Raw genomic sequence first — 19,900 nt, 5'->3', positions numbered from 1 at the left:
CCCTGTTCCGGCCCGCGCGCTCGCCGCATGCATGGGCCTGAACATCACGGAGACCTGAACTTGCCCGACTTCATCTATCTCGCATCGCAAAGCCCGCGCCGCGCGCAATTGCTCGGCCAGCTTGGCGTTCGCCATGAACTGCTGCTGGCCGGTCCCGACGAAGACGCGGAGGCGCTGGAGGTGGTGCTGCCCAACGAGTCGCCGACGGCCTATGTGCAGCGCGTCACCGCGCTCAAGCTCGATGCGGCTGTCGCCCGACGCAAACGCCTCGGCCTGGCTGACGCACCCGTGCTCTGCGCCGACACCACCGTCTCGTTGGGCCGCACCATCCTCGGCAAGCCCGAGGATGCGCGCGATGCAGAGCGCATGCTCGCGCTGCTGTCCGGCCGCACCCATCGCGTGCTGACCGCCGTGGCGCTGCAGCACGGCCGCCGCCGCCATGCGGCGCTCAGCGTGTCGCGCGTGCGGTTCGCCGCGATCACGAAGAAGCAGATCGCCGTCTATGCCGCGGGCGGCGAGCCGATCGGCAAGGCCGGGGCCTATGCCATTCAGGGTGCGGCGGCTGCGTTCATCGAGCACATCAGCGGGTCCTATTCGGGCATCATGGGCCTGCCGATGTTCGAGACCGCGCAACTGCTTTGCGATTCAGGTCTGGCCGGTTTCAATACTTGAGAATTCCATGCAAGACATCCTGATCAACTGGTCCCCGCAGGAGACCCGTGTGGCGCTGGTCGAGCACGGCGCGGTGCAAGAGCTGCACGTCGAACGCACGCTGGAGCGCGGGCTGGTCGGCAACATCTACCTGGGCAAGGTTTCGCGCGTGCTGCCGGGCATGCAGTCGGCCTTCATCGACATCGGCCTGGAGCGCACCGCCTTCCTGCACGTGGCCGACATCGTGGCGCCGTTCACCCCGGGCTCGCGGCCCAGCGCCCCGGCGCCCGAGCGGGACCACCGCAACGGCGGGCCGATGGTGCCCATCGAGAAGCAGGTGTTCGAGGGGCAGTCGCTGCTGGTGCAGGTCATCAAGGACCCCATCGGCACCAAGGGCGCGCGGCTCTCGACGCAGATCAGCATCGCGGGCCGGCTGCTGGTGTTCCTGCCGCAGGACAACCACATCGGCGTGTCGCAGAAGATTCCGTCGGAGCAGCGCGAGTCGCTGCGCACTCGCATGCTCACGCTGATCGAGGCGGCGGCTGCTGCAGAGAGCGGCGGCGTGGTGCCGGTCAACACCGGCGGCTTCATCCTGCGCACCAACGGCGAAGACTCGTCCGACGCCGAACTGGCCGAAGACATCGGCTACCTGCGCAAGACCTGGTCGCGCATCCGTGATGCGTCGAGCAAGCTGCCTGCGATGTCGCTGCTGCACCAGGACCTGAGCCTCTTGCAGCGCGTGCTGCGCGACATGACCAGCGAGGACACGCAGACCATCCGCATCGACTCGCGCGAGCAGTTCGAGGTGCTGCTCAAGTTCGGCCTCGAATTCATGCCGCAGGCGGCGGGCAAGCTGCAGCACTACAAGGGCGAGCGTCCGATCTTCGACCTGTACTCGGTCGACGAGGAAATCGCCAAGGCGCTGGGCCGGCGCGTCGAACTCAAGTCGGGCGGCTACCTCGTGGTCGACCAGACCGAGGCGCTCACCACGGTGGACGTGAACACTGGCGGCTTCGTCGGCGCGCGCAATTTCGACGACACCATCTTCAAGACGAACCTCGAGGCGGGGCAGGCGATTGCAAGGCAACTGCGGCTGCGCAACCTGGGCGGCATCATCATCGTCGACTTCATCGACATGGCCCGCGACGACCATCGCGAGCAGGTGCTGGCCGAATTTCGCAAGCAACTGGCGCGGGACCGCGTCAAGACCACGGCCGGCGGCTTTTCGCAACTGGGCCTCGTGGAAATGACGCGCAAGCGCACGCGCGAATCGCTGGCCCACATGCTGTGCGAACCCTGTACGGCCTGCGGCGGGCAGGGCATCGTGAAGACTGCGCGCAGCGTGGCCTACGACGTGATGCGCGAGATCCTTCGCGAGGCGCGGCAGTTCACGCCGCGCGAGTTCCGCATCGTGTCGTCGCCGCAGGTGATCGAGTTGTTCCTCGACGAAGAGAGCCAGCACCTGGCGGGCTTGAGCGATTTCATCGGCAAGCCGATTTCGCTGCAGTCCGAGCCCGCCATCGGACAGGGGCAGTACGACATCGTGCTGCTCTGACCGAGAACGGCTCGCAGCCTCAGAGCGTCGGGTCTTGTCCCGGCGTGGCGCTGCGCACCGCCAGCGTCTGCAGGCGGGCATAGAGCCCGTCCAGCGCCATCAACTGCGCGTGGCTGCCTTGCTCGGCGATGCGGCCTTGTTCCATCACGATGATGCGGTCCGCATGCTGGATGGTCGAGAGCCGGTGCGCCACGATCAGCGTGGTGCGGTTCTGCATCAGGCGCTGCAGGGCGTCCTGCACCAGCCGCTCCGATTCGGTGTCCAGCGCCGAGGTGGCTTCATCGAGCAGCAGCACGGGCGCGTTCTTGTAGAGCGCACGCGCAATCGCGAGCCGCTGGCGCTGGCCGCCAGAGAGCTGCGTGGCGTTGTGGCCCAGCACGGTGTCCATGCCCTGCGGCAGGCTTTCGACGTGGACGCTCAGGTTGGCGGCGACCAGGCATTCGTTGACGCGCTCGCGGTCGATTTCGGAGCCCAGCGCCACGTTGGCGGCCAGCGTGTCGTTGAGCATGACCACGTCCTGGCTCACCATCGCGAATTGGGCGCGCAGGCTCTTCAATTGCCACTCGCTGGTGTCGTGCCCGTCCAGCAGCACCTGCCCGCCGCTGGGTTGCACGAAGCGCGGCAACAGGTTGACCAGCGTGGTCTTGCCTGACCCCGAAGGCCCGACGAAGGCCACCACCTGGCCCGGCTCGATGGTCAGGCTCACGCCGTCCAGGGCGCGCTGCTCGTCGTCGCCGCGGTAGCTCACCTGCACGTTGCGCAGTTCGATGTGGCCTTCGGCATGCGCGATTTTGAAGCTGCCCTGCGACTCGGGCGCGACCTCGTCGACCAGGATCAGCCCGCGTTCCAGCGCGGCGAGCCCGCGCGTGATGGGCCCGGCCACTTCGGCCAGACGCCGGATGGGCGCGATCAGCATCAGCATGGCCGTGATGTAGGCGACGAATCCGCCCACGGTGAAGCCTTGCTTGCCGCTTTGCCAGAGGGCGATCATGACCACCACCGACAGCGCGAGCGAGGCCATCATCTGCGTGAGCGGGGTGGTGGCTGCTTGCGCGATGGTGGATTTGACGGCCAGGCGGTTCAGGCGCTGGCTCAGTTGCTCGAAGCGCTGCTCCTGGGCCTGCTCGGCGCCGTGCAGGCGCACCACGCGGTGAGCCAGCACGTTTTCTTCGACCACGTAGGCCAGCTCGTCGGTCGCCTGCTGGCCCTGCTGGGTGAGCTTGTAGAGCCGCTTGGAGAACACCTTCATGATCCAGGAGATGCTCGGCACCAGGAAGGCGACGATCAGCGTCAGCTTCCAGTTCAGATAGACCAGGTAGCCCAACAGCGCGATGAGCGTGAAGCCGTCGCGCGAGAGCCCGAGCAGTGCCTGCACCAGCAGCATCGCGCCGGTCTGCACCTCGTACACCACCGTGTTCGACAGGGCGCTGGCCGACTGGCGCGTGAAGAGCGCGAGTTCGGCGCCCAGCAGGCGTTCGAACAGCACCCGGCGCAGCTTCTGCATGCCCTCGTTGGCGATGCGCGAGAGGGCGTATTGCGAAATGAATTGCGCGATGCCGCGCACCGCGAACAGCAGCAGCACGGCGGCGGGCACGAACCACAGGGGCATCTCGCCGCGGGTGAAGCCCCGGTCGAGCAGCGGCTTCAAGAGAGCGGCCATCAGCGGCTCGGTGATCGCCGCCAGCATCGCGCCGCAAAGCCCCACGGCCCACCATTTGCGAGAGCTGCCGAACCAGGTCATGAGACGCGCCAGACGGCGCATCAGGGGAGGGCGCGCGGTCTCGCTGCCAGGGGATGCTTGCATGGCGGCGGATTCTACGGGCCGCCCTGAAGAGGCCTTGGGGAGGGCCGATGTAGGACCGCATCGCCGGATAAACGTTTTGTGACGGGGGCGCCAAGCCAGTGTGTAACATGTGGCCCGTTGCGTCGGACTGAAACTTTCTGTCCGAAAACCTCTCCGAACCGCATGAACAAGCCGTTGACAGCTCCTATTCCAACTCCTTCTTCATCATCGCTATTTGCACGCCGCACGCTCATTGCGGCCCTTGCTGCCACCCCCGTGCTTCCTGCCCTTGCCCAGTTCCGGGTCGAGGTGTCGGGCGTGGGGCTGACGCAATTGCCGATCGCGCTCGTTCCTTTCAAGGGACAGGATTCCTCGCCGCAGAAGATCTCCGAGATCGTCCAGGCCGACCTCGAGCGAAGCGGCCAGTTCCGCGGCGTCGATGCTTCCGGCCAGGCGCTGGACGAGGCTTCCCGCCCCGACCTGTCGCTGTGGCGCCAGCGCACCGCCGACTCGCTGGTGGTGGGCAGCGTCACCCGGCTGGCCGACGGGCGCTTCGATGTGAAGTTCCGCCTGTGGGACGTGGTCAAGGGGCAAGACCTCGGCGGCCAGAGCTACACCGTTCCGCAGGGCGACCTTCGCCTCGCTTCGCACCGCATCGCCGACTACGTCTATGAAAAGCTGACTGGCGAAAAAGGCATCTTCTCGACCCGCATCGCCTACGTCACCAAGGGCGGCAGCCGCTACTCGCTGTGGGTGGCCGATGCCGACGGCGAGAACGCGCAGGCCGCGCTGGCCAGCCCCGAGCCCATCATCTCGCCGTGCTGGTCGTCCAACGGACAGCAACTGGCGTACGTGTCCTTCGAATCGCGCAAGCCCGTGGTCTACGTGCACAACGTGGCAAGTGGACAGCGCCGCCTGCTGGCGAACTTCAAGGGCTCCAACAGCGCGCCGGCCTGGGCGCCCGATGGCGCCTCGCTCGCCGTCACGCTCAGCCGCGACGGCGGCTCGCAGCTGTTCACCATCCCGGCCGCCGGTGGCGAGCCACGGCGCCTGACCCAGAGCGCGAGCATCGACACCGAGCCTGTGTACTCTGCCGACGGCAGCACGATCTATTTCGTGAGCGACCGCGGCGGCGCGCCCCAGATCTACAAGATGGGTGCCAGCGGAGGCAATCCGACACGCGTGACCTTCAGCGGCACCTACAACATTTCTCCGTCCATCAGCGGCGATGGCCGGTGGTTGGCCTACATCTCGCGTGTGGGCGGTGCCTTCAAACTCCACGTGATGGAGTTGGCAAGCGGCAACGTGACGGCCATTACCGACACCACCGCCGACGAGAGTCCGAGTTTTGCCCCCAACAGCAAGCTGATCGTCTATGCAACGCGCCTCCAAGGCCGCGAGGCGCTGATGACGACCACGCTCGACGGAAAAATAAAGGCACGCCTGGCGGGACAGGCGGGAGACATCAGAGAACCGGACTGGGGTCCGTTTCAGAAGCAATGATCAGATCTATTTGAGTTAATTGAGGAGTTCGATAAATGTTGAAGCGCACTATTTATTCCCTGGCCATCGTGGCCCTTATTGCCGGTTGCTCGTCGGGCACCAAGCTGACCGACACGCCTGTGACCGACGGTCGCGGTTCTGCGGGCCAGCAAGGCGGCGCAAGCGCCGTGGCACCGGTCACCATCGACCCGAACGCAGGCACGGCGCAAGGCCCGGTGGGCGTCGATCGCATCGTGTTCTTCGACTACGACAGCTACACGGTCAAGCCCGAGTTCCAGGCGCTGATCGACGGTCATGCCCGTTTCCTGAAGGCTTCGCCGCAGCGTCGCATTTCGATCGAAGGTCATACCGATGAGCGCGGTGGCCGTGAGTACAACCTGGCACTCGGCCAGAAGCGCTCCGAAGCCGTCCGTCGCGCACTCACCCTTCTGGGCGTGAGCGACAGCCAGATCGAAGCCGTGAGCTTCGGCAAGGAAAAGCCGGCAGTCCAGGGCGCGGGTGAAGAGGCGTGGGCGCAAAACCGCCGCGCTGAAATCCGCTACACCCGGTGATGCCACGCGCATTGATGCGGGGCGCGGCACTCGCTGCCGCCTTGCTTTGCGCCTCGGCGGGGTCGCAAGCCGCGCTGTTCGAGGATGACGAGGCGCGCCGCGCCATCCTCGATCTGCGCCAGCGTGTCGAGGCCATGCGCCAGCAAACCGACCAGCGGCTCAACGACGAAAACGGCCAGCTGCGCCGCAGCCTGCTCGATCTGCAGAACCAGATCGAACAGATGCGCGGTGACTTGGCCCGCATGACCGGCCAGAACGAGCAGCTCACGCGCACGCTGAGCGAAATGCAATCGCGCCAGACCACCATCGACGACAAGCTCAGGCAGAACGAGCCGTCCAAGGTGAGCGTCGACGGCCGCGAGTTCACGGCCGACCCCAAGGAAAAAGCAGACTTCGAGGCTGCGCTCGGCGTGTTCCGCTCGGGCCAGTTCGCGCAGTCGCAAACCGCCTTTGCAGAGTTCGTCAAACGCTACCCGCAAAGCGGCTACAACGCCTCGGCGTTGTTCTGGCTCGGCAATGCGCAGTACGCCACGCGCAATTACAACGAAGCCATTGCGAATTTCCGTTCGATGCTTTCGCTGGCACCCGACCACGCCAAGGCGCCCGAGGCCGTGCTGTCGATTGCCAATTGCCAGATCGAACTGAAGGACACGCGCGCGGCACGCCGCACGCTGGAAGACCTGGCCAAGGCCTACCCGCAGTCCGAAGCGGCACAGGCCGGCCGCGAGCGTCTCTCGCGCCTGCGTTGATGCGGGCGGAGTCATCCGCTTGAGCGCAACTTCCGGTTCTTTCACTGAAGCGTTCACACCAGCCGCCGCGGATGTCGTCACCGACACCGCGGCGCCTGACTTTGCGCGCCGCTTCGGCGGGCTCGAGCGCCTCTACGGCGTGGCCGGCGCCGTGCGCATCCGCAACGCCCATGTACTTGTCGTCGGCATCGGGGGCGTGGGCTCCTGGGCGGTCGAGGCATTGGCGCGCAGTGGGGTGGGGCGGCTCACGCTGGTCGATCTGGACCACGTGTCGGAATCGAACATCAACCGCCAGATCCACGCACTCGACTCGACCGTCGGCCAGGCCAAGGTGGAGGCCATGCGCGATCGCATTGCGCAGATCAACCCCGACGCCAAGGCGCTTGCAATCGACGAATTCGTCGAGCCCGGCAACTGGACGGCATTGCTCGATGCGGCCGAGGCTGCGAACGGTCCGGCCACCGCGGTCATCGATGCCTGCGACCAGGTGAAGGCCAAGCTCGCGATGGCTGCATGGGCACGAGATGCTCGCAGCACTTCTAGCGCGGCCTTCGTCACGGTCGGTGCGGCGGGCGGCAAGCGGCTGGCGCACAAGGTCGACATCGACGATCTCTCGCTCGTCACGCACGACCCGCTGCTGGCACAACTGCGACAGCGGCTGCGCAAGGACCACGGCGCGCCGCGTGAAGGTCGCAAGATCGGCGTCACCTGCGTTTTCAGCCGCGAAAGCGTTGCACCGCCCGATGCGTCCTGCGCGATCGAAGGCGACGGTTCGCTCAACTGCCACGGCTACGGCTCGGTGGTAAGCGTGACCGCGACCTTCGGACAATGTGCGGCAGGTTGGGTGCTCGACAAAATCGCGAGCAACGCCGCGCTATAATCTTAGGCTTTGCCGGGTTCAACACCGGCAAAACATCGAAGAAGAAAAAAATGGTTCCGGGACGTTAGCTCAGTTGGTAGAGCAGCGGACTTTTAATCCGTTGGTCACTGGTTCGAATCCAGTACGTCCTACCAGAACCCCGCATCCGCAAGAAAGCCGACTCTCATTTCGAGAGCCGGCTTTTTTCTTTTGGGTGTTCTGAGGTCTTGCCGATGCAATGCGGCGCCCGGGCAACCGCCATCGATGCGCCATCGACCTACGCCGATCCCCGCTGGCGGCTGTACGAGTTGGGCTCACGGGTAGGAGAAGCTGGTCCTCAAGATCAACCTGCGAGGAAAAGCTTTTCATGCGCGCCAACGACACCACCCCTACAAGCCCCACCCCCGACGAACTCACGCCCCTCGAAATTTCCAGGGCCGTCCTCGAAGACGAAGAGAACCCCAACACCCTGCGCGCCGTCTCGCCGCTGGAACGCGCTGCCACCGGCGTGGACGCCGCCGGCAATGCCAAGCCACGGTCGGCGATCACCCGCCTGCTGTGCAATCCCGCATTCGCCTGGGGCGCCGCAGCGGCTGCCGGCCTCGGGCTGGTCGCGTTGGCCTATGCCAACCGTGAATCGCGGCCCGACTGGCGCTCGCTTGCCCGATTCCGCCGCCGGAACTGAGCCGGCTTGATCGGCACTGGGCGATAGAACTGCACCCGCAGACCGCTTCGCCGGTGCTGCACCAAACGGGGAGACCGATGCGCCGCAACCGCGCACTTCACCCATGAAGGGCGAGTGCCGGTAGCACTGGCTTGAATTGCCGAGAGAGCCTGGGCCTCAGCTCACCACGGCCGCCACCACGGTCGGGCGGGCTGCCGCAGTTCGAGGTGGCGCGTGTCCAGATCATGGTTCGCGGCGGGGGCATGGCCGCGCAGCCGCCGCACTTCCACTTCGAGCGCGTGCGCGATGCCGCGCGCGTCCCGGTCGCCGCGAAGTGCGCGCCGGCGCCACTCGGCCGCAAGAGCGATCTGGGCGGCAAGGCCGTGCGGTTCGGGATCATCGAGAGCCATCATGGCGACCGATTCTTCATCTCAGCGTGCTGCTCGCTGTAGACGGACGGAGCCGTCGGCTGTACGAAAAGACACAGACGTGTGCACCGCAGGCTCGAAATCGGGCCTCAACACTGCTCGTGCTTGTCTTCCAGTTGACGCCTGCGTTCCGCGATCGCCAGTTCCTTGGCCTTGTCGTAGCCGTGTTTGGCGACCGAGAACGCCTTGCTCGTCGTGCCTTTGCCGGTGGTGTAAGTCATGGCCAGCCAATAGCCGGGATGCTCGGGCCGGGGCGACTTGAACGCAACGCCCGAGACGCCGCTGGTGTTGGTGCGCCGCACGACTTCGGAGCGGGAGCGCTTGGGCGCAAGCCCGTCCGTCGAGGGCGGCGGGGCCTTGCGGATCGCCTCTTCGGCCGGATGGACCGTGGCCCGCCCCTTCATCTGGTTGAGCTGCTGGGCGCGTTCATGCTCCGCCATGGATCGCGCGGCGCTGCCGGCGCCGCTGACCGGAAACAGGGCGCGCAGGATCTGGTCGTGGGCGATGTAGGTCTTTGCAAGCCATCCGAGGAGCCTGCCGTTGGGCGCCAGCAGTCGGAACACGCCGGGCATGCCGCTCTTGTTGTCCACGCGCAGCTTCTGGGCCCGTGCGCGGCGCAGGGGCGGCGGCAGGCGCTGAACGAGCGCGTCGCGCCAGGCCTGGGCGTGCTGCAGCGCCTGGTCCAGCCCTCCGTGGCTGGCCTCGCCGAACAGCGCGCGGTGCCGCTCGCCGTTTCGGACGATGGACACCTCGAAACCCCATGGCCGACGGTAGATGCCGTACATCTGCTGCGAGTTGGGGATCCCCTTTGGCATGCTGGTGCGGTCCTGTAATCGGGTGCAAGTTACTTATAGTAACTGTAGATTACGAGCCCACCGAGGTAGTGGTCTTTTCGCCAGAAGTCGAATCTGCTGCAGGGCGCGCGCCGTATTGAAGGCAGCCGTCACGCATTTTCGTGACTGCGTACTCAGTCAACAGGAGCATCTCCATGCAGAGCAAACTTCATCGCCTCGCCGCTGTCACCCTTGCCGTCGCGCTTTCCGCCGGGGCTTACTCGGCCATGGCAGCGTCCGTCATGGTGGGCGGGGCACCGATGCTGCCCACCAAGGACATCATCGACAACGCGGTCAATTCCAAGGACCACACCACGCTGGTGGCTGCGGTCAAGGCGGCGGGCCTGGTCGACACGCTCAAGGGCCCGGGTCCATTCACCGTGTTCGCGCCGACCAACGCGGCCTTCGCCAAGCTGCCGGCCGGCACCGTCGACACGCTGCTCAAGCCCGAGAGCAAAGACGTGCTGACCGGCGTGCTGACCTACCACGTGGTTTCCGGCAAGCTCGACGCGGCCGAACTCATGAGGGAAATCAAGGCTGGCAAGGGTTCCGCGGAACTCAAGACGGTGGCCGGCGGCACGCTCATCGCCAAGAGCAAGGGCAGCAAGATCACCCTCACCGACGAAAAGGGCGGTACCGCGACCGTGACCATCCCGAACGTGTACCAGTCGAACGGCGTGATTCATGTGGTCGACAAGGTGCTGCTGCCCAAGTAATCAGAAAAAAAACAGCCCGCGCGAGGCGGGCTGGAAGGTGACCTGCTGGAGGAGGGAGGATCAGAGAGGATTGCAGGTCACAGGGAGAGACTTGACTATGCCGGGCCAAGCTGTACGCAACCTGACCTCGCGCGAAACGGTTGCGAATGGCCGCGGCATCGTTTGGCGCTCCCCCCGGGTCGCAGGCGCGGCGACCTGATTCGCACCCGACGATCGGCTGGCGCCGCAGGCGGCAGGCGTTGCTGCCGCGACGGGCTCAGTCCTCGTCTTCCCACTTTCCGATGACGGTGCCAAGCACCACGAAGGCGGTGCGGATCGGCTCGTGCTTCGGGTTCAGCGGCAGCAGCCAGCGGCGGTCGTCGTCGTCCTTGAATTCCTTGAGCGTGATCTTGTTGCTCTCGGTCAGCCGCGCAATAACGCGCTCCCCGTCGGCGGGCGTTTGGAGTTCGGTGTCGACGAAGACGATCGAGCCTTCGGGATAGCTCTTGAGCGCGCCATCCGCCGAAGTCATGCTGTCGCCCTCCACGCGCACCGCGTAGGTCTGGTCGCTGTGGTGGGCGACGCAGGGAATCCAGCGGTCGGCGCTTTGCTTGCCCGCCGAGGTCCAGTTGGCCGCCTGCGCCCATGAAATGAGCGGCACGGTGTCGGGTGTGCCCGGCGCAAAGCAGGGGAGTTCCGGCGGCACGCGAACCACGCGGTAGATGGCCGCCGGCTCGTTGGCGTTGTGCTGGGCCTTGCGGATCTGAACCGGATCCCAGGGCGCTGGGCCGTCGCCTGTGTCCATCCAGTTGGGATCGGCGCGGTAGATCCGCGACAACGCCAGCAGACTCATGGTGCGGGTGGTGTCCCCGCGTTCGATTTTCGAGATGCTCCCTTGCTTGACGCCCGAGAGGGCCTCGGCCTGTTTCTGGGTCAGGCCTGCATGCAGTCGCGCGGCTTTCGCTCGTTTGGCAATAGTCTCCATGGTGCGCGATTTAAGCTCAGAAGAATAGTGCAGTTAGACTCAAAAATATAAAAATGGGAGTCGTCAATGAAGCCACGCGAGTTGGTACTGGCGCTGAGGGCCATGGGCCTCACGCAGATGCAGATCCAGGAGCGCACCGGGATCCCGCAACCCACGGTCAGCAAGATCGGCCTCGGAAAGGTGCGCGACATCATGTCGCGCCACTACGTGGCACTGCTGGCCGCCTATGAGCACCAGATGACGGTGCAGCCCGCATCGCCAGTCGCCGCGCCCGCGCCGACGGCTGCGCCGGCGCCCTTCAAATGGCCCCGTATCGATGGCTGAGCGGTGCGTCGCGCTGTGTCGTCGGGCCTGTGGCTCGACCGCGTGCTGTGCGCGCTGCTGGCGCTGCTGTCCGCGGCAGCGCTGTGCCTGGGACTGCTGAACGGCGACCACGCCGTCGCCGGGCTGGCGTTGTTCGGCCTGGCCGGGGCGGTGTGGATTGCCTGTGTGCTCTTCGACGACGCTAAGCGCCGACGGTCGCTTGCGGTGCGGGCGGCGCTAGAGCGAGCGTGGCGCTGACGCGCACGCAGTCCTTGATGTGCTGCTCGCCCAGGGCGCGCAAGGCGGCGTAGCCGAGCGCGGCGGAAACGATCTGCCCGGCAATCGGCACGTACTTGGTGGCCTGCTTGGCAGTGAGCCGCACGCCGGCGTGCTTGGCCAGCCGGATCAGCAGGTCGCGTGTGACCAGCCGGCCGACCAGCAGCGCCCCCACGGTGGTGGCGGCCTTCTGGATGCGTTCGCGCTGTTGCGGCGCGAGCTTTTCGACCTGGGTGACCGAAAGCCCGAACTCGGCGCTGATCTGCGGCACCAGCCGCGAGAGCAGGGCCGCATCGGCCGCCCAGTCGACGCCGGGCAAGGGGATGGCGCTGGCGGCCGCCGACATCAGGGCCTTGCGGCCGATCAGCTTGCGGCTGCGATGGATGGCCGCGATGAGCTTTTCGTCACCCTGGGCCAGTTCGATAGCGGACGGCATGCGGCGTGTCTCCTGGTTGGGCTCGATGGGTTTGCCGGGTTCAGGCGGCCAGCGCCTCCAACTGGTCCGACAGGGCCAGCCAGCGCTCTTCGAGTTTTGCGATTTCGTCGTTCAAGGCCTTCAGGCGCTTGCCCGCATCGGCGATTTCGGACGACGGAAGGGGTTGGGCAAGGCGTGCTTCCAGCGTCGTCCGCTCGCTGCCGGCCGCGGCCAGGCGTTCGTCGATCTGTGCGATCTCGCGCTTGATCGGCTTGGCCTGGTCGCTGCGCTGCTGGCGGTCTTGAGCGTCCTGCTTGCGTTGGGGGGCAGCCGGCGCTGCGGCCACTGCCGGTGCCGCAGCGGCGCTGATGGCCTCGCGCGTGGCGACCTTGGCCTCTTCGCGCATGCGCTTGGCTTCGTCCAGCAGGTAGCGCTGGTAGTCGTCCAGGTCGCCGTCGAAGTCGGTGACGACACCGCGGCCCACGAGCCAGAACTCGTCGCATACCGAGCGCAGCAGCGCGCGGTCGTGGCTCACCAGCATCAGGGTGCCTTCGAACTCGTTGAGCGCCACGGCCAGGGCCTCGCGGGTGGCGAGGTCCAGGTGGTTGGTGGGTTCGTCCAGCAGCAGCAGGTTGGGGCGTTGCCAGACCATCATCGCGAGCACCAGGCGGGCCTTTTCGCCGCCGCTCATGGTGCCCACGGGCTGCTTGACCATGTCGCCGCTGAAATTGAAGCTGCCCAGGTAGCCGCGCAACGCCTGCTCGCCGGTGGCCTCCTTTACGGCGCTGCCCAGTTCGCGGGCCATGCGCACCATGTGCTCCAGCGGGTTGTCCTGCGGGCGCAGCACGTCCAGTTCCTGCTGCGCGAAGTAGCCGATGTTCAGGCCCTTGCCCTCGGTGACTTCGCCGGCGATGGCGCCCATTTCGCGCGCGATGGTTTTCACCAGCGTCGACTTGCCCTGGCCGTTGGCGCCCAGGATGCCGATGCGCTGGCCCGCCAGCACCGAGCGGCTCACGCCGCGCAGGATGGTCTTGGGCTCGGCGCCTTCCACCTCGTAGCCGAAGCTCGCATTGGCGATCGAGAGCATCGGGTTAGGAATGTTGCCCGGCTCCTTGAATTCGAAGGTGAAGTCGGCTTCGGCGAGCAGCGGCGCCACCCGTTCCATGCGCTCCAGCGCCTTCACGCGGCTTTGCGCCTGCTTGGCCTTGCTGGCCTTGGCCTTGAAGCGGTCGATGAACTTCTGCAGGTGGGCGATCTTGTCCTGCTGCTTGGAGAACGCGACCTGCTGCTGTTCCATCTGCAGCGCGCGCATGTCTTCGAACTTGCTGTAGTTGCCGCCGTAGCGCGTGAGCTGGGCATTGGCGATGTGCAGCGTGACATCTGTCACCGCGTCCAGAAACTCGCGGTCATGGCTGATCACGATCATGGTGCCGGCGTATTTCTGCAGCCAGGCTTCGAGCCAGACGAGTGCGTCCAGGTCCAGGTGGTTGGTGGGTTCGTCCAGCAGCAGCAGGTCGCTCGGGCACATCAGCGCGCGGGCCAGTTGCAGGCGCATGCGCCAGCCGCCCGAGAAGCTGTTGACGGCGCCGTCGAGCTCGTGCGACTTGAAACCCAGCCCCAGGATCAGCGCCTGCGCGCGCGGCACGGCGTCATGCTCGCCGGCATCGGCCAGGTCGGTGTAGGCGTGGGCCAGTTCCATGCCGATGTCGGCGTCGTCGGGGTTCTCGGCGTAGGCGGCCTCGATGGCCGCGAGCGTGGTGCGCAGTTCGGTGAGGCGGGTGTCGCCGCCGACGACGAATTCGGTGGCCGATTCTTCGGTTTCGGGCATGTCCTGCGCCACCTGGGCCATGCGCCACTGCTTGGGCACGTAGAAGTCGCCGCCGTCTTCGTGCAGCGAGCCGTTGAAGAGCGCGAACAGCGAGGACTTGCCCGCGCCATTGCGCCCCACGAGGCCGACCTTTTCACCGGGGTTGAGGGTGACGGTGGCGCCGTCGAGCAGTTTCTTGGCGCTGCGGCGAAGAATGACGTTTTTGAGAGTAATCATGAAATAGGAACCGTAGGGGCGATTATCCCGCCCGGCCCGTGGCGGCTTGCGCCAGGGGGCAAATCGGGGAAAGGAAGGGATCGCCTGGTCAAGGGAGACCGCAGCCCACGCTGCGGAAATAAGGCGGAAATGAAGCGGAAAGGGGCTCGGGCGGGCGCAGCTAACGCGCGCCGGCCCCGGCCAGCAAGGCGGTGCGGGTCACAAGCAAGACCTGGTCCTCGCCCGCGGAGGTTTCGAGCCACACCACCTCGAGCTGCGGAAAAGCCGTCTCGAAGTGATCGCGCTCGTTGCCGATCTCCAGCACCAGCACCGCCTGCTCGCTCATGCGTGAAGGCGCATCGGCGAACAGCTGCCGGATGAAGTCCATGCCGTCGGCGCCGCCCGCCAGCGCCAGCTCGGGCTCGGCGCGGTATTCGGCGGGGAGGGCGGCCATGCTGGCGCTGTTCACATAGGGCGGGTTGCAGAGCACCAGGTCGTAGGGGCCGGGCAGGTTGGCCAGGCCGTCGGATTCGACCAGCTTCACGCGCGCGTCGAGTGCGTGCCGGGTGACATTGATGGCCGCGACTTCGAGCGCCGCGACCGACAGGTCGGCAGCGTCCACCGTCACATCGGGGTAGGTCAGCGCCGCGAGCACGGCCAGGCTGCCGTTGCCGGTGCACAGGTCGAGCACGCGCCGGGTATGTTCGCCGAGCCAGTAGTCGATGCTGCCGTCGGCAATCAGCTCGGCGACGAAGCTGCGCGGCACGATGGCGCGCTCGTCCACGTAGAAGGGCACGCCTTGCAGCCAGGCTTCCTTCGTGAGGTAGGCGGCGGGTTTGCGGGTGGCGATGCGTTCGTCGATCAGCGCGGCCACCTTGGCGGCATCGGCCGGGGCCACGGGCGTGTCAGCCGCCGCATCGATGTCGTCCAGCGGCAGCTTCAGGCGCCACAGCACCAGCCAGGCGGCTTCGTCGAAGGCGTTGGCGGTGCCGTGTCCGAAAGCCACGCCGGCTTCGGTCAGGCTTTTCGCGCCGGCCTCGATGAGCTCAATGACAGTGCTCATCGGGCGAGCGAGGCTTCGAGCCGTTCCAGCGTGCGCCTGTAGATGTTCTTCAGGGTCTCGATTTCGGCCACGTCGATGTGCTCGTCGATCTTGTGGATGCTGGCGTTGACCGGGCCGAGCTCGACCACCTGCTTGCAGATCTTGGCGATGAAGCGCGCATCGCTCGTGCCGCCGCTGGTCGAAAGCTCGGTCGCGATGCCGGTTTCGTCGGCAATGGCCGCCTGCACCGAACTGACCAGTTCCCCCGGCGTAGTGAGGAAGGGCAGGCCGCCGACCGTCCATGCGAGCGTGTAGTCGACGCCATGCGCATCGAGCACCGCGTGCACGCGCTGCTGCAGCGATTCAGGCGTCGATTCGGTCGAGAAGCGGAAGTTGAAATCGATCACCGCATGGCCCGGAATTACGTTGCTCGCGCCCGTGCCCGAGTGGAAATTGCTGATCTGCCAACTGGTCGGCTGGAAATAGTCGTTGCCTGCATCCCAGCCGCCAGCCGTGTTGATGGCCACGAGTTCGGCCAGCGCCGGCGCCACCGCATGCACCGGGTTCTTCGCCAGGTGCGGGTAAGCAATGTGCCCCTGCACGCCCTTGACCGTGAGCTTGCCGCTCATGGTGCCGCGACGGCCGTTCTTGATCATGTCGCCGCAGCGCTCCACCGCCGTAGGCTCGCCGACGATGCAGTAGTCGATGACCTCGCCGCGCGCGGCCAGCCCGTTGCAGACGATGACGGTGCCGTCGACGCCCGGGCCTTCTTCATCGCTGGTGAGCAGCAGGGCCAGCGTGAGCTTGGGGTCGGGCGTGGCCTGAAGGAATTCTTCGATGGACACGACGAAAGCCGCCACCGATGTCTTCATGTCGCAGGCGCCGCGGCCGTAGAGCTTGCCGTCGCGGTGCGTGGGCGTGAACGGGTGGCTGGTCCACTGCTCGATGGGGCCGGTGGGCACCACGTCGGTGTGGCCGGCGAACACCAGCGTCTTGCTGCCTGCCGCATCAATCGGGCGGCGCACCGCCCAGAGGTTGGTCACGCGAAAGTCGGCCGGCCCGCTCTCGATGGTTTCGAGCGTGAAGCCCAGTTGCGCCAGCCGTTCGCCGAGGATTTGTTGGCAGCCCGCGTCGTCAGGGGTGACCGAGGGGCGCGAGATGAGTTGTTCGGCGAGCTGTAGCGTGCGGGACATCGGAAAAAAAGCCGGAAGGGCGTGGTTCAGAACTTCACGTCGAGCGTGATGTCGGTAAAGGTGGGTTCGTCGACCTGGTCCGTCAGGCTGCGGTCTTCGAGTGGCTGTTGCTTGGGCGCGGCGCGGTTCTGCAGGCGCCACAGCAGGTTGGTCGGCGAATCGGCGTGCAGCAGGCCTTCTTCGCGCGTCACGCGTTCCTCGGTGATGAGGCGGGCGATGTCTTCCTCGAAGGTCTGCGAGCCTTCGGCCATCGATTGCTCCATGGCCTCCTTCACGGCGGAGAAGTCGCCCTTTTCGATCAGGTCGGCCACCAGCACCGTGTTCAGCATGACTTCGAGCGCCGGCACGCGGGCGCCTTGGGGTGTGCGCAAGAGGCGCTGCGACACGATGGCGCGCAGCGCGCCGCCCAGGTCGCCCAGCAGCGTGGCGCGCACTTCCACCGGGAAGAAGCTCAGGATGCGGTTGAGCGCGCGGTAGCTGTTGTTGGCGTGCAGCGTGGCCACGCACAGGTGCCCCGATTGCGCGTAGGCAATGGCGGCCGTCATGGTTTCGCGGTCGCGGATTTCGCCGATCTGGATCACGTCGGGCGCCTGGCGCAGCGCGTTCTTCAGCGCCGTCTGCAGCGACGTGGTGTCGCTGCCCACGTCGCGCTGGTTCACCATCGACTTTTTGTTGGTGTAGGTGAACTCGATCGGCTCCTCCACCGTGAGGATGTGGCCGCTGGCGTTCTCGTTGCGGTAGTCGAGCATCGAGGCGAGCGTGGTGGTCTTGCCCGCGCCGGTGGCGCCGACCATCAGGATCAGCCCGCGCTTGTCCATGATCAGCGTCTTCAGGATGTCGGGCAGGTTCAGGTCGGCAAAGCTCGGGATGACCGAGGCGATGTGCCGCACCACCACCGCATAGGTGCCGCGCTGGCGCATGGCGCTGATGCGGTAATTGCCGGCGCCTTCGAGGGCGACGGCCATGTTCAGTTCGCCCGTGCTCTCCAGCTCCTGGATGCGGGCTTCGGGCACCACCTCGGACAGCAGCGCGAGCGGCGCCGTCGCGGGCAGCACCTGCGCATTGATCGGCACGCAGATGCCGTTGATGCGGATCAGCACCGGGGAGTGGGCCGAGAGGTAGATGTCGGAGGCCTTGCGCTCGGCCATCAAACGAAGAATTCGCTCCATCATGTTCATCGGTCTCTCTCCTCGGGTGCTGTTGTTATCTCAGGGGACGAAAGCGTGGGCGGGTCAGTCGCGCAGCAGGTCGTTCAGGCTGGTCTTGGAGCGCGTTTGCGCATCGACCGTCTTGACGATGATGGCGGCGTAGGTGCTGTAGTCCTGGCCCGACTTGGTCTTCTTGGGCAGGTTGCCGCTGATGACGACGCTGCCGGACGGCACGCGGCCGAAGAAGGTCTCTCCGGTGTCGCGGTTGAAGATCGGGGTGCTCTGGCCGATGTACACGCCCATGCCGAGCACCGAGTTCTCTTCGATCACCACGCCTTCGACCACTTCGGAGCGCGCGCCGATGAAGCAGTTGTGTTCGATGATGGTCGGGCCGGCCTGCAGCGGCTCGAGCACGCCGCCGATGCCCACGCCACCCGACAGATGCACGTTGGCGCCGATCTGTGCGCACGAACCCACGGTGGCCCAGGTGTCGACCATGGTGCCTTCGCCCACGTAGGCGCCGATGTTCACGTACGAGGGCATCAGGATCGCGCCCTTGGCGATGTAGCTGCCGCGGCGGGCCACGGCCGGCGGCACGATGCGCACGCCCGATTCCTTCAGCTCCGCGGCCGACAGGTGCGAGAACTTGGTCGGCACCTTGTCGAAGAAGCCGAGCGAACCGGCCTGCATCTGTTCGTTGTCCTTCAGGCGGAACGACAGCAGCACGGCCTTCTTGATCCACTGGTGCACGGTCCACTGGCCGACGCTTTCACGGGTGGCCACGCGCAGCTTGCCGTTGTTGAGCTCGGTGATCACTTGCTCCACGGCGTCGCGCACTTCGGCGGGGGCGGCGGCGGGCGAGATGTTGGCGCGGTCTTCCCACGCGGCGTCGATGATTTGTTGCAGTTGCTGGGTCATGAGGAAAGTCTCGGGTGAAGAATCGGGGCCAGGGGCAATGAGTGACGGATGGCTGGCTGGCGGCGGCGGGTCGGTCGTCAGCGGCGGCCGTCGTTGACGAAGCGGACGATGCGTCCGGCCGCTTCCACGCACTCGGCCGTTTCGGCCACCAGGGCCATGCGGATGCGGCCCTTGCCGGGGTTTGCGCGCTCGGTGCCGTGTGTCGTGTCTCGCGCCAGATAGCTCCCCGGCAGAACCGTGACATTGTATTGAGCGTAGAGCGCGCGGGCGAAGGCTTCGTCGTCGCCAGCCCACACTTCGGGCACGCCGGCCCAGAGGTAGAAACTGGCGTCGGGCAGGCGCACGTCGAGCACCGGTTCCAGCAGCGGCGTGACGGCGGCGAACTTGGCGCGGTACTTGGCGCGGTTCTCCACCACGTGCGCCTCGTCTCCCCAGGCCGCGATGCTGGCGGCGGCCACGATGCCGCTCATGGCGCTGCCGTGGTAGGTGCGGTAGAGCAAGAATTTCTTGATGATGGCCGCGTCGCCCGCCACGAAGCCGCTGCGCAGGCCCGGCACGTTGCTGCGCTTCGAAAGGGAGGTGAGCGCGATCAGGTTCCTGAAATCGGGCCGTCCCAGCTTCACGGAGGCTTCCAGGCCGCTCAGCGGGGGCTCGTCGCGGAAGTAGATTTCGCTGTAGCACTCGTCGGCCGCGATCACGAAACCGTGGCGGTCCGACAGCGCGAAGAGCTTCTGCCATTCGTCCAGCGCCATCACCGCGCCGGTCGGATTGCCCGGCGAGCAGACGAACACCAGCTGCGTGCGGGCCCAGATGTCGTCAGGCACGCTGTCCCAGTCGACCGCGAAATTGCGCGACGGCACGCTCGGCACGTAGTACGGCTCGGCGCCCGAGAGCAGCGCGGCGCCCTCGTAGATTTGATAGAACGGATTGGGCGACAGCACCACCGGCTGCGGCGAGACGGTGGCATCGATCACCGTCTGGGCCAGCGAGAACAGCGCTTCGCGCGAGCCGTTGACGGGCAGCGCCTGCGTGGCCGGATCGAGCCCGAGGCCGTAGCGGGTCTGGAGCCAGCCGGTGAAGGCGCTGCGCAGCTTCAGGTCGCCGGCGGTGGCCGGGTAGGCGGCCAGCGCGCCAAGGCTGGCGCTCAGTGCTTCCTTGATGAAGGCCGGCGTGGCGTGCTTGGGTTCGCCGATGCCGAGGCTGATGGGTGCGAATTCGGGGTTGGGCGTGACGCCCGAAAACAGTTGCTTCAGCCGCTCGAAGGGGTACGGCTGCAACCTGGAAAGCAAGGGATTCATGGGCGGGATTATCGGCGACGGGGTGTCT

20 protein-coding genes and 1 tRNA gene are annotated in these 19,900 nt (G+C 66.3%); 10 read left to right on the top strand and 11 right to left on the bottom strand.

Going from position 1 to position 19,900, the window contains the following annotated elements; translation table 11 throughout:
- Nucleotides 1-60: 60 nt before the first annotated feature.
- Together ABIC90_RS06165 and rng are read left to right on the top strand one after the other, a co-directional pair.
- Nucleotides 61-672: a Maf family protein gene (locus ABIC90_RS06165; protein WP_354353192.1), complete on the top strand. Its 612-nt coding sequence runs from the start codon at nucleotides 61-63 to the stop codon at nucleotides 670-672.
- Nucleotides 673-679: 7 nt separating this feature from the next.
- Nucleotides 680-2,206, top strand: a complete 1,527-nt coding sequence (gene rng, locus ABIC90_RS06160) for a ribonuclease G (protein WP_354353191.1) — start codon at nucleotides 680-682, stop codon at nucleotides 2,204-2,206.
- A gap of 19 nt (nucleotides 2,207-2,225) precedes the next feature.
- On the opposite strand, the gene msbA is transcribed toward rng, so the two are convergent.
- Complete coding sequence (msbA, locus tag ABIC90_RS06155; protein WP_354353190.1) at nucleotides 2,226-4,010, bottom strand: lipid A export permease/ATP-binding protein MsbA; 1,785 nt, start codon at nucleotides 4,008-4,010, stop codon at nucleotides 2,226-2,228.
- A 162-nt stretch (nucleotides 4,011-4,172) separates the two neighbouring features.
- Between msbA and tolB the strand changes: the two genes are divergently transcribed.
- From tolB to ABIC90_RS06125, 6 genes are all read left to right on the top strand, one after another.
- A complete protein-coding gene (gene tolB, locus ABIC90_RS06150) occupies nucleotides 4,173-5,492 on the top strand; it encodes a Tol-Pal system beta propeller repeat protein TolB (protein WP_436318171.1) in 1,320 nt (439 codons plus the stop codon).
- Nucleotides 5,493-5,527: 35 nt separating this feature from the next.
- Nucleotides 5,528-6,043: a peptidoglycan-associated lipoprotein Pal gene (gene pal / locus ABIC90_RS06145; protein ID WP_354353188.1), complete on the top strand. Its 516-nt coding sequence runs from the start codon at nucleotides 5,528-5,530 to the stop codon at nucleotides 6,041-6,043.
- The gene (gene ybgF, locus ABIC90_RS06140) at nucleotides 6,043-6,792 is read left to right on the top strand and encodes a tol-pal system protein YbgF (protein WP_354353187.1); all 750 of its coding nucleotides are present in this window, start codon (nucleotides 6,043-6,045) and stop codon (nucleotides 6,790-6,792) included. The genes pal and ybgF overlap by 1 nt, the downstream gene beginning before the upstream one ends.
- A 19-nt stretch (nucleotides 6,793-6,811) precedes the next feature.
- Nucleotides 6,812-7,672, top strand: coding sequence for a tRNA threonylcarbamoyladenosine dehydratase (locus ABIC90_RS06135; RefSeq protein ID WP_354353186.1), 861 nt, complete (start codon nucleotides 6,812-6,814; stop codon nucleotides 7,670-7,672).
- 58 nt (nucleotides 7,673-7,730) lie between these two features.
- Nucleotides 7,731-7,806: transfer RNA gene (locus ABIC90_RS06130), tRNA-Lys, on the top strand.
- A 212-nt stretch (nucleotides 7,807-8,018) separates the two neighbouring features.
- Nucleotides 8,019-8,336, top strand: a complete 318-nt coding sequence (locus tag ABIC90_RS06125) for a hypothetical protein (RefSeq protein WP_354353185.1) — start codon at nucleotides 8,019-8,021, stop codon at nucleotides 8,334-8,336.
- Between the two features lie 161 nt (nucleotides 8,337-8,497).
- Here the strand turns inward: ABIC90_RS06125 and ABIC90_RS06120 are convergent, their stop codons facing one another.
- Nucleotides 8,498-8,728, bottom strand: a complete 231-nt coding sequence (locus ABIC90_RS06120) for a hypothetical protein (protein ID WP_354353184.1) — start codon at nucleotides 8,726-8,728, stop codon at nucleotides 8,498-8,500.
- Nucleotides 8,729-8,832: 104 nt separating this feature from the next.
- The gene (locus ABIC90_RS06115) at nucleotides 8,833-9,558 is read right to left on the bottom strand and encodes an AP2/ERF family transcription factor (RefSeq protein ID WP_354353183.1); all 726 of its coding nucleotides are present in this window, start codon (nucleotides 9,556-9,558) and stop codon (nucleotides 8,833-8,835) included.
- Nucleotides 9,559-9,731: 173 nt separating this feature from the next.
- Between ABIC90_RS06115 and ABIC90_RS06110 the strand changes: the two genes are divergently transcribed.
- Nucleotides 9,732-10,292 carry a fasciclin domain-containing protein gene (locus ABIC90_RS06110; RefSeq protein WP_354353182.1) on the top strand — a complete coding sequence of 187 codons (561 nt, stop codon included), beginning with the start codon at nucleotides 9,732-9,734 and terminating at the stop codon, nucleotides 10,290-10,292.
- 256 nt (nucleotides 10,293-10,548) lie between these two features.
- Here the strand turns inward: ABIC90_RS06110 and ABIC90_RS06105 are convergent, their stop codons facing one another.
- Entirely contained in the window at nucleotides 10,549-11,256 is a 708-nt protein-coding gene (locus tag ABIC90_RS06105) for a helix-turn-helix domain-containing protein (protein WP_354353181.1), read from the bottom strand.
- Between the two features lie 66 nt (nucleotides 11,257-11,322).
- On the opposite strand from ABIC90_RS06105, the gene ABIC90_RS06100 reads away from it, so the two are divergent.
- On the top strand, nucleotides 11,323-11,580 hold the full coding sequence (locus ABIC90_RS06100; RefSeq protein ID WP_354353180.1) for a transcriptional regulator: 258 nt from the start codon (nucleotides 11,323-11,325) through the stop codon (nucleotides 11,578-11,580).
- A gap of 181 nt (nucleotides 11,581-11,761) precedes the next feature.
- Here ABIC90_RS06100 and ABIC90_RS06095 read toward each other — a convergent pair whose 3' ends face one another.
- From ABIC90_RS06095 to dapC, 7 genes are all read right to left on the bottom strand, one after another.
- Nucleotides 11,762-12,271, bottom strand: a complete 510-nt coding sequence (locus tag ABIC90_RS06095) for a hypothetical protein (protein WP_354353179.1) — start codon at nucleotides 12,269-12,271, stop codon at nucleotides 11,762-11,764.
- 40 nt (nucleotides 12,272-12,311) lie between these two features.
- Nucleotides 12,312-14,294, bottom strand: coding sequence for an ABC-F family ATP-binding cassette domain-containing protein (locus ABIC90_RS06090; protein ID WP_354353178.1), 1,983 nt, complete (start codon nucleotides 14,292-14,294; stop codon nucleotides 12,312-12,314).
- Between the two features lie 160 nt (nucleotides 14,295-14,454).
- A complete protein-coding gene (prmB, locus tag ABIC90_RS06085; RefSeq protein WP_354353177.1) occupies nucleotides 14,455-15,336 on the bottom strand; it encodes a 50S ribosomal protein L3 N(5)-glutamine methyltransferase in 882 nt (293 codons plus the stop codon).
- Entirely contained in the window at nucleotides 15,333-16,508 is a 1,176-nt protein-coding gene (dapE, locus tag ABIC90_RS06080) for a succinyl-diaminopimelate desuccinylase (protein WP_354353176.1), read from the bottom strand. Before dapE ends, prmB begins: the two co-directional genes overlap by 4 nt.
- A 26-nt stretch (nucleotides 16,509-16,534) precedes the next feature.
- Complete coding sequence (locus ABIC90_RS06075) at nucleotides 16,535-17,686, bottom strand: PilT/PilU family type 4a pilus ATPase (protein ID WP_354353175.1); 1,152 nt, start codon at nucleotides 17,684-17,686, stop codon at nucleotides 16,535-16,537.
- A 54-nt stretch (nucleotides 17,687-17,740) separates the two neighbouring features.
- Nucleotides 17,741-18,574, bottom strand: a complete 834-nt coding sequence (gene dapD, locus ABIC90_RS06070) for a 2,3,4,5-tetrahydropyridine-2,6-dicarboxylate N-succinyltransferase (protein ID WP_354353174.1) — start codon at nucleotides 18,572-18,574, stop codon at nucleotides 17,741-17,743.
- Nucleotides 18,575-18,651: 77 nt separating this feature from the next.
- Complete coding sequence (gene dapC / locus ABIC90_RS06065; RefSeq protein WP_354353173.1) at nucleotides 18,652-19,872, bottom strand: succinyldiaminopimelate transaminase; 1,221 nt, start codon at nucleotides 19,870-19,872, stop codon at nucleotides 18,652-18,654.
- Nucleotides 19,873-19,900 lie beyond the last annotated feature (28 nt).

This window comes from Variovorax boronicumulans (assembly GCF_040544675.1).
Taxonomy (GTDB): Bacteria; Pseudomonadota; Gammaproteobacteria; order Burkholderiales; family Burkholderiaceae_C; genus Variovorax; species Variovorax boronicumulans_D.
This window is presented reverse-complemented; position numbering and strand designations above follow the sequence as displayed.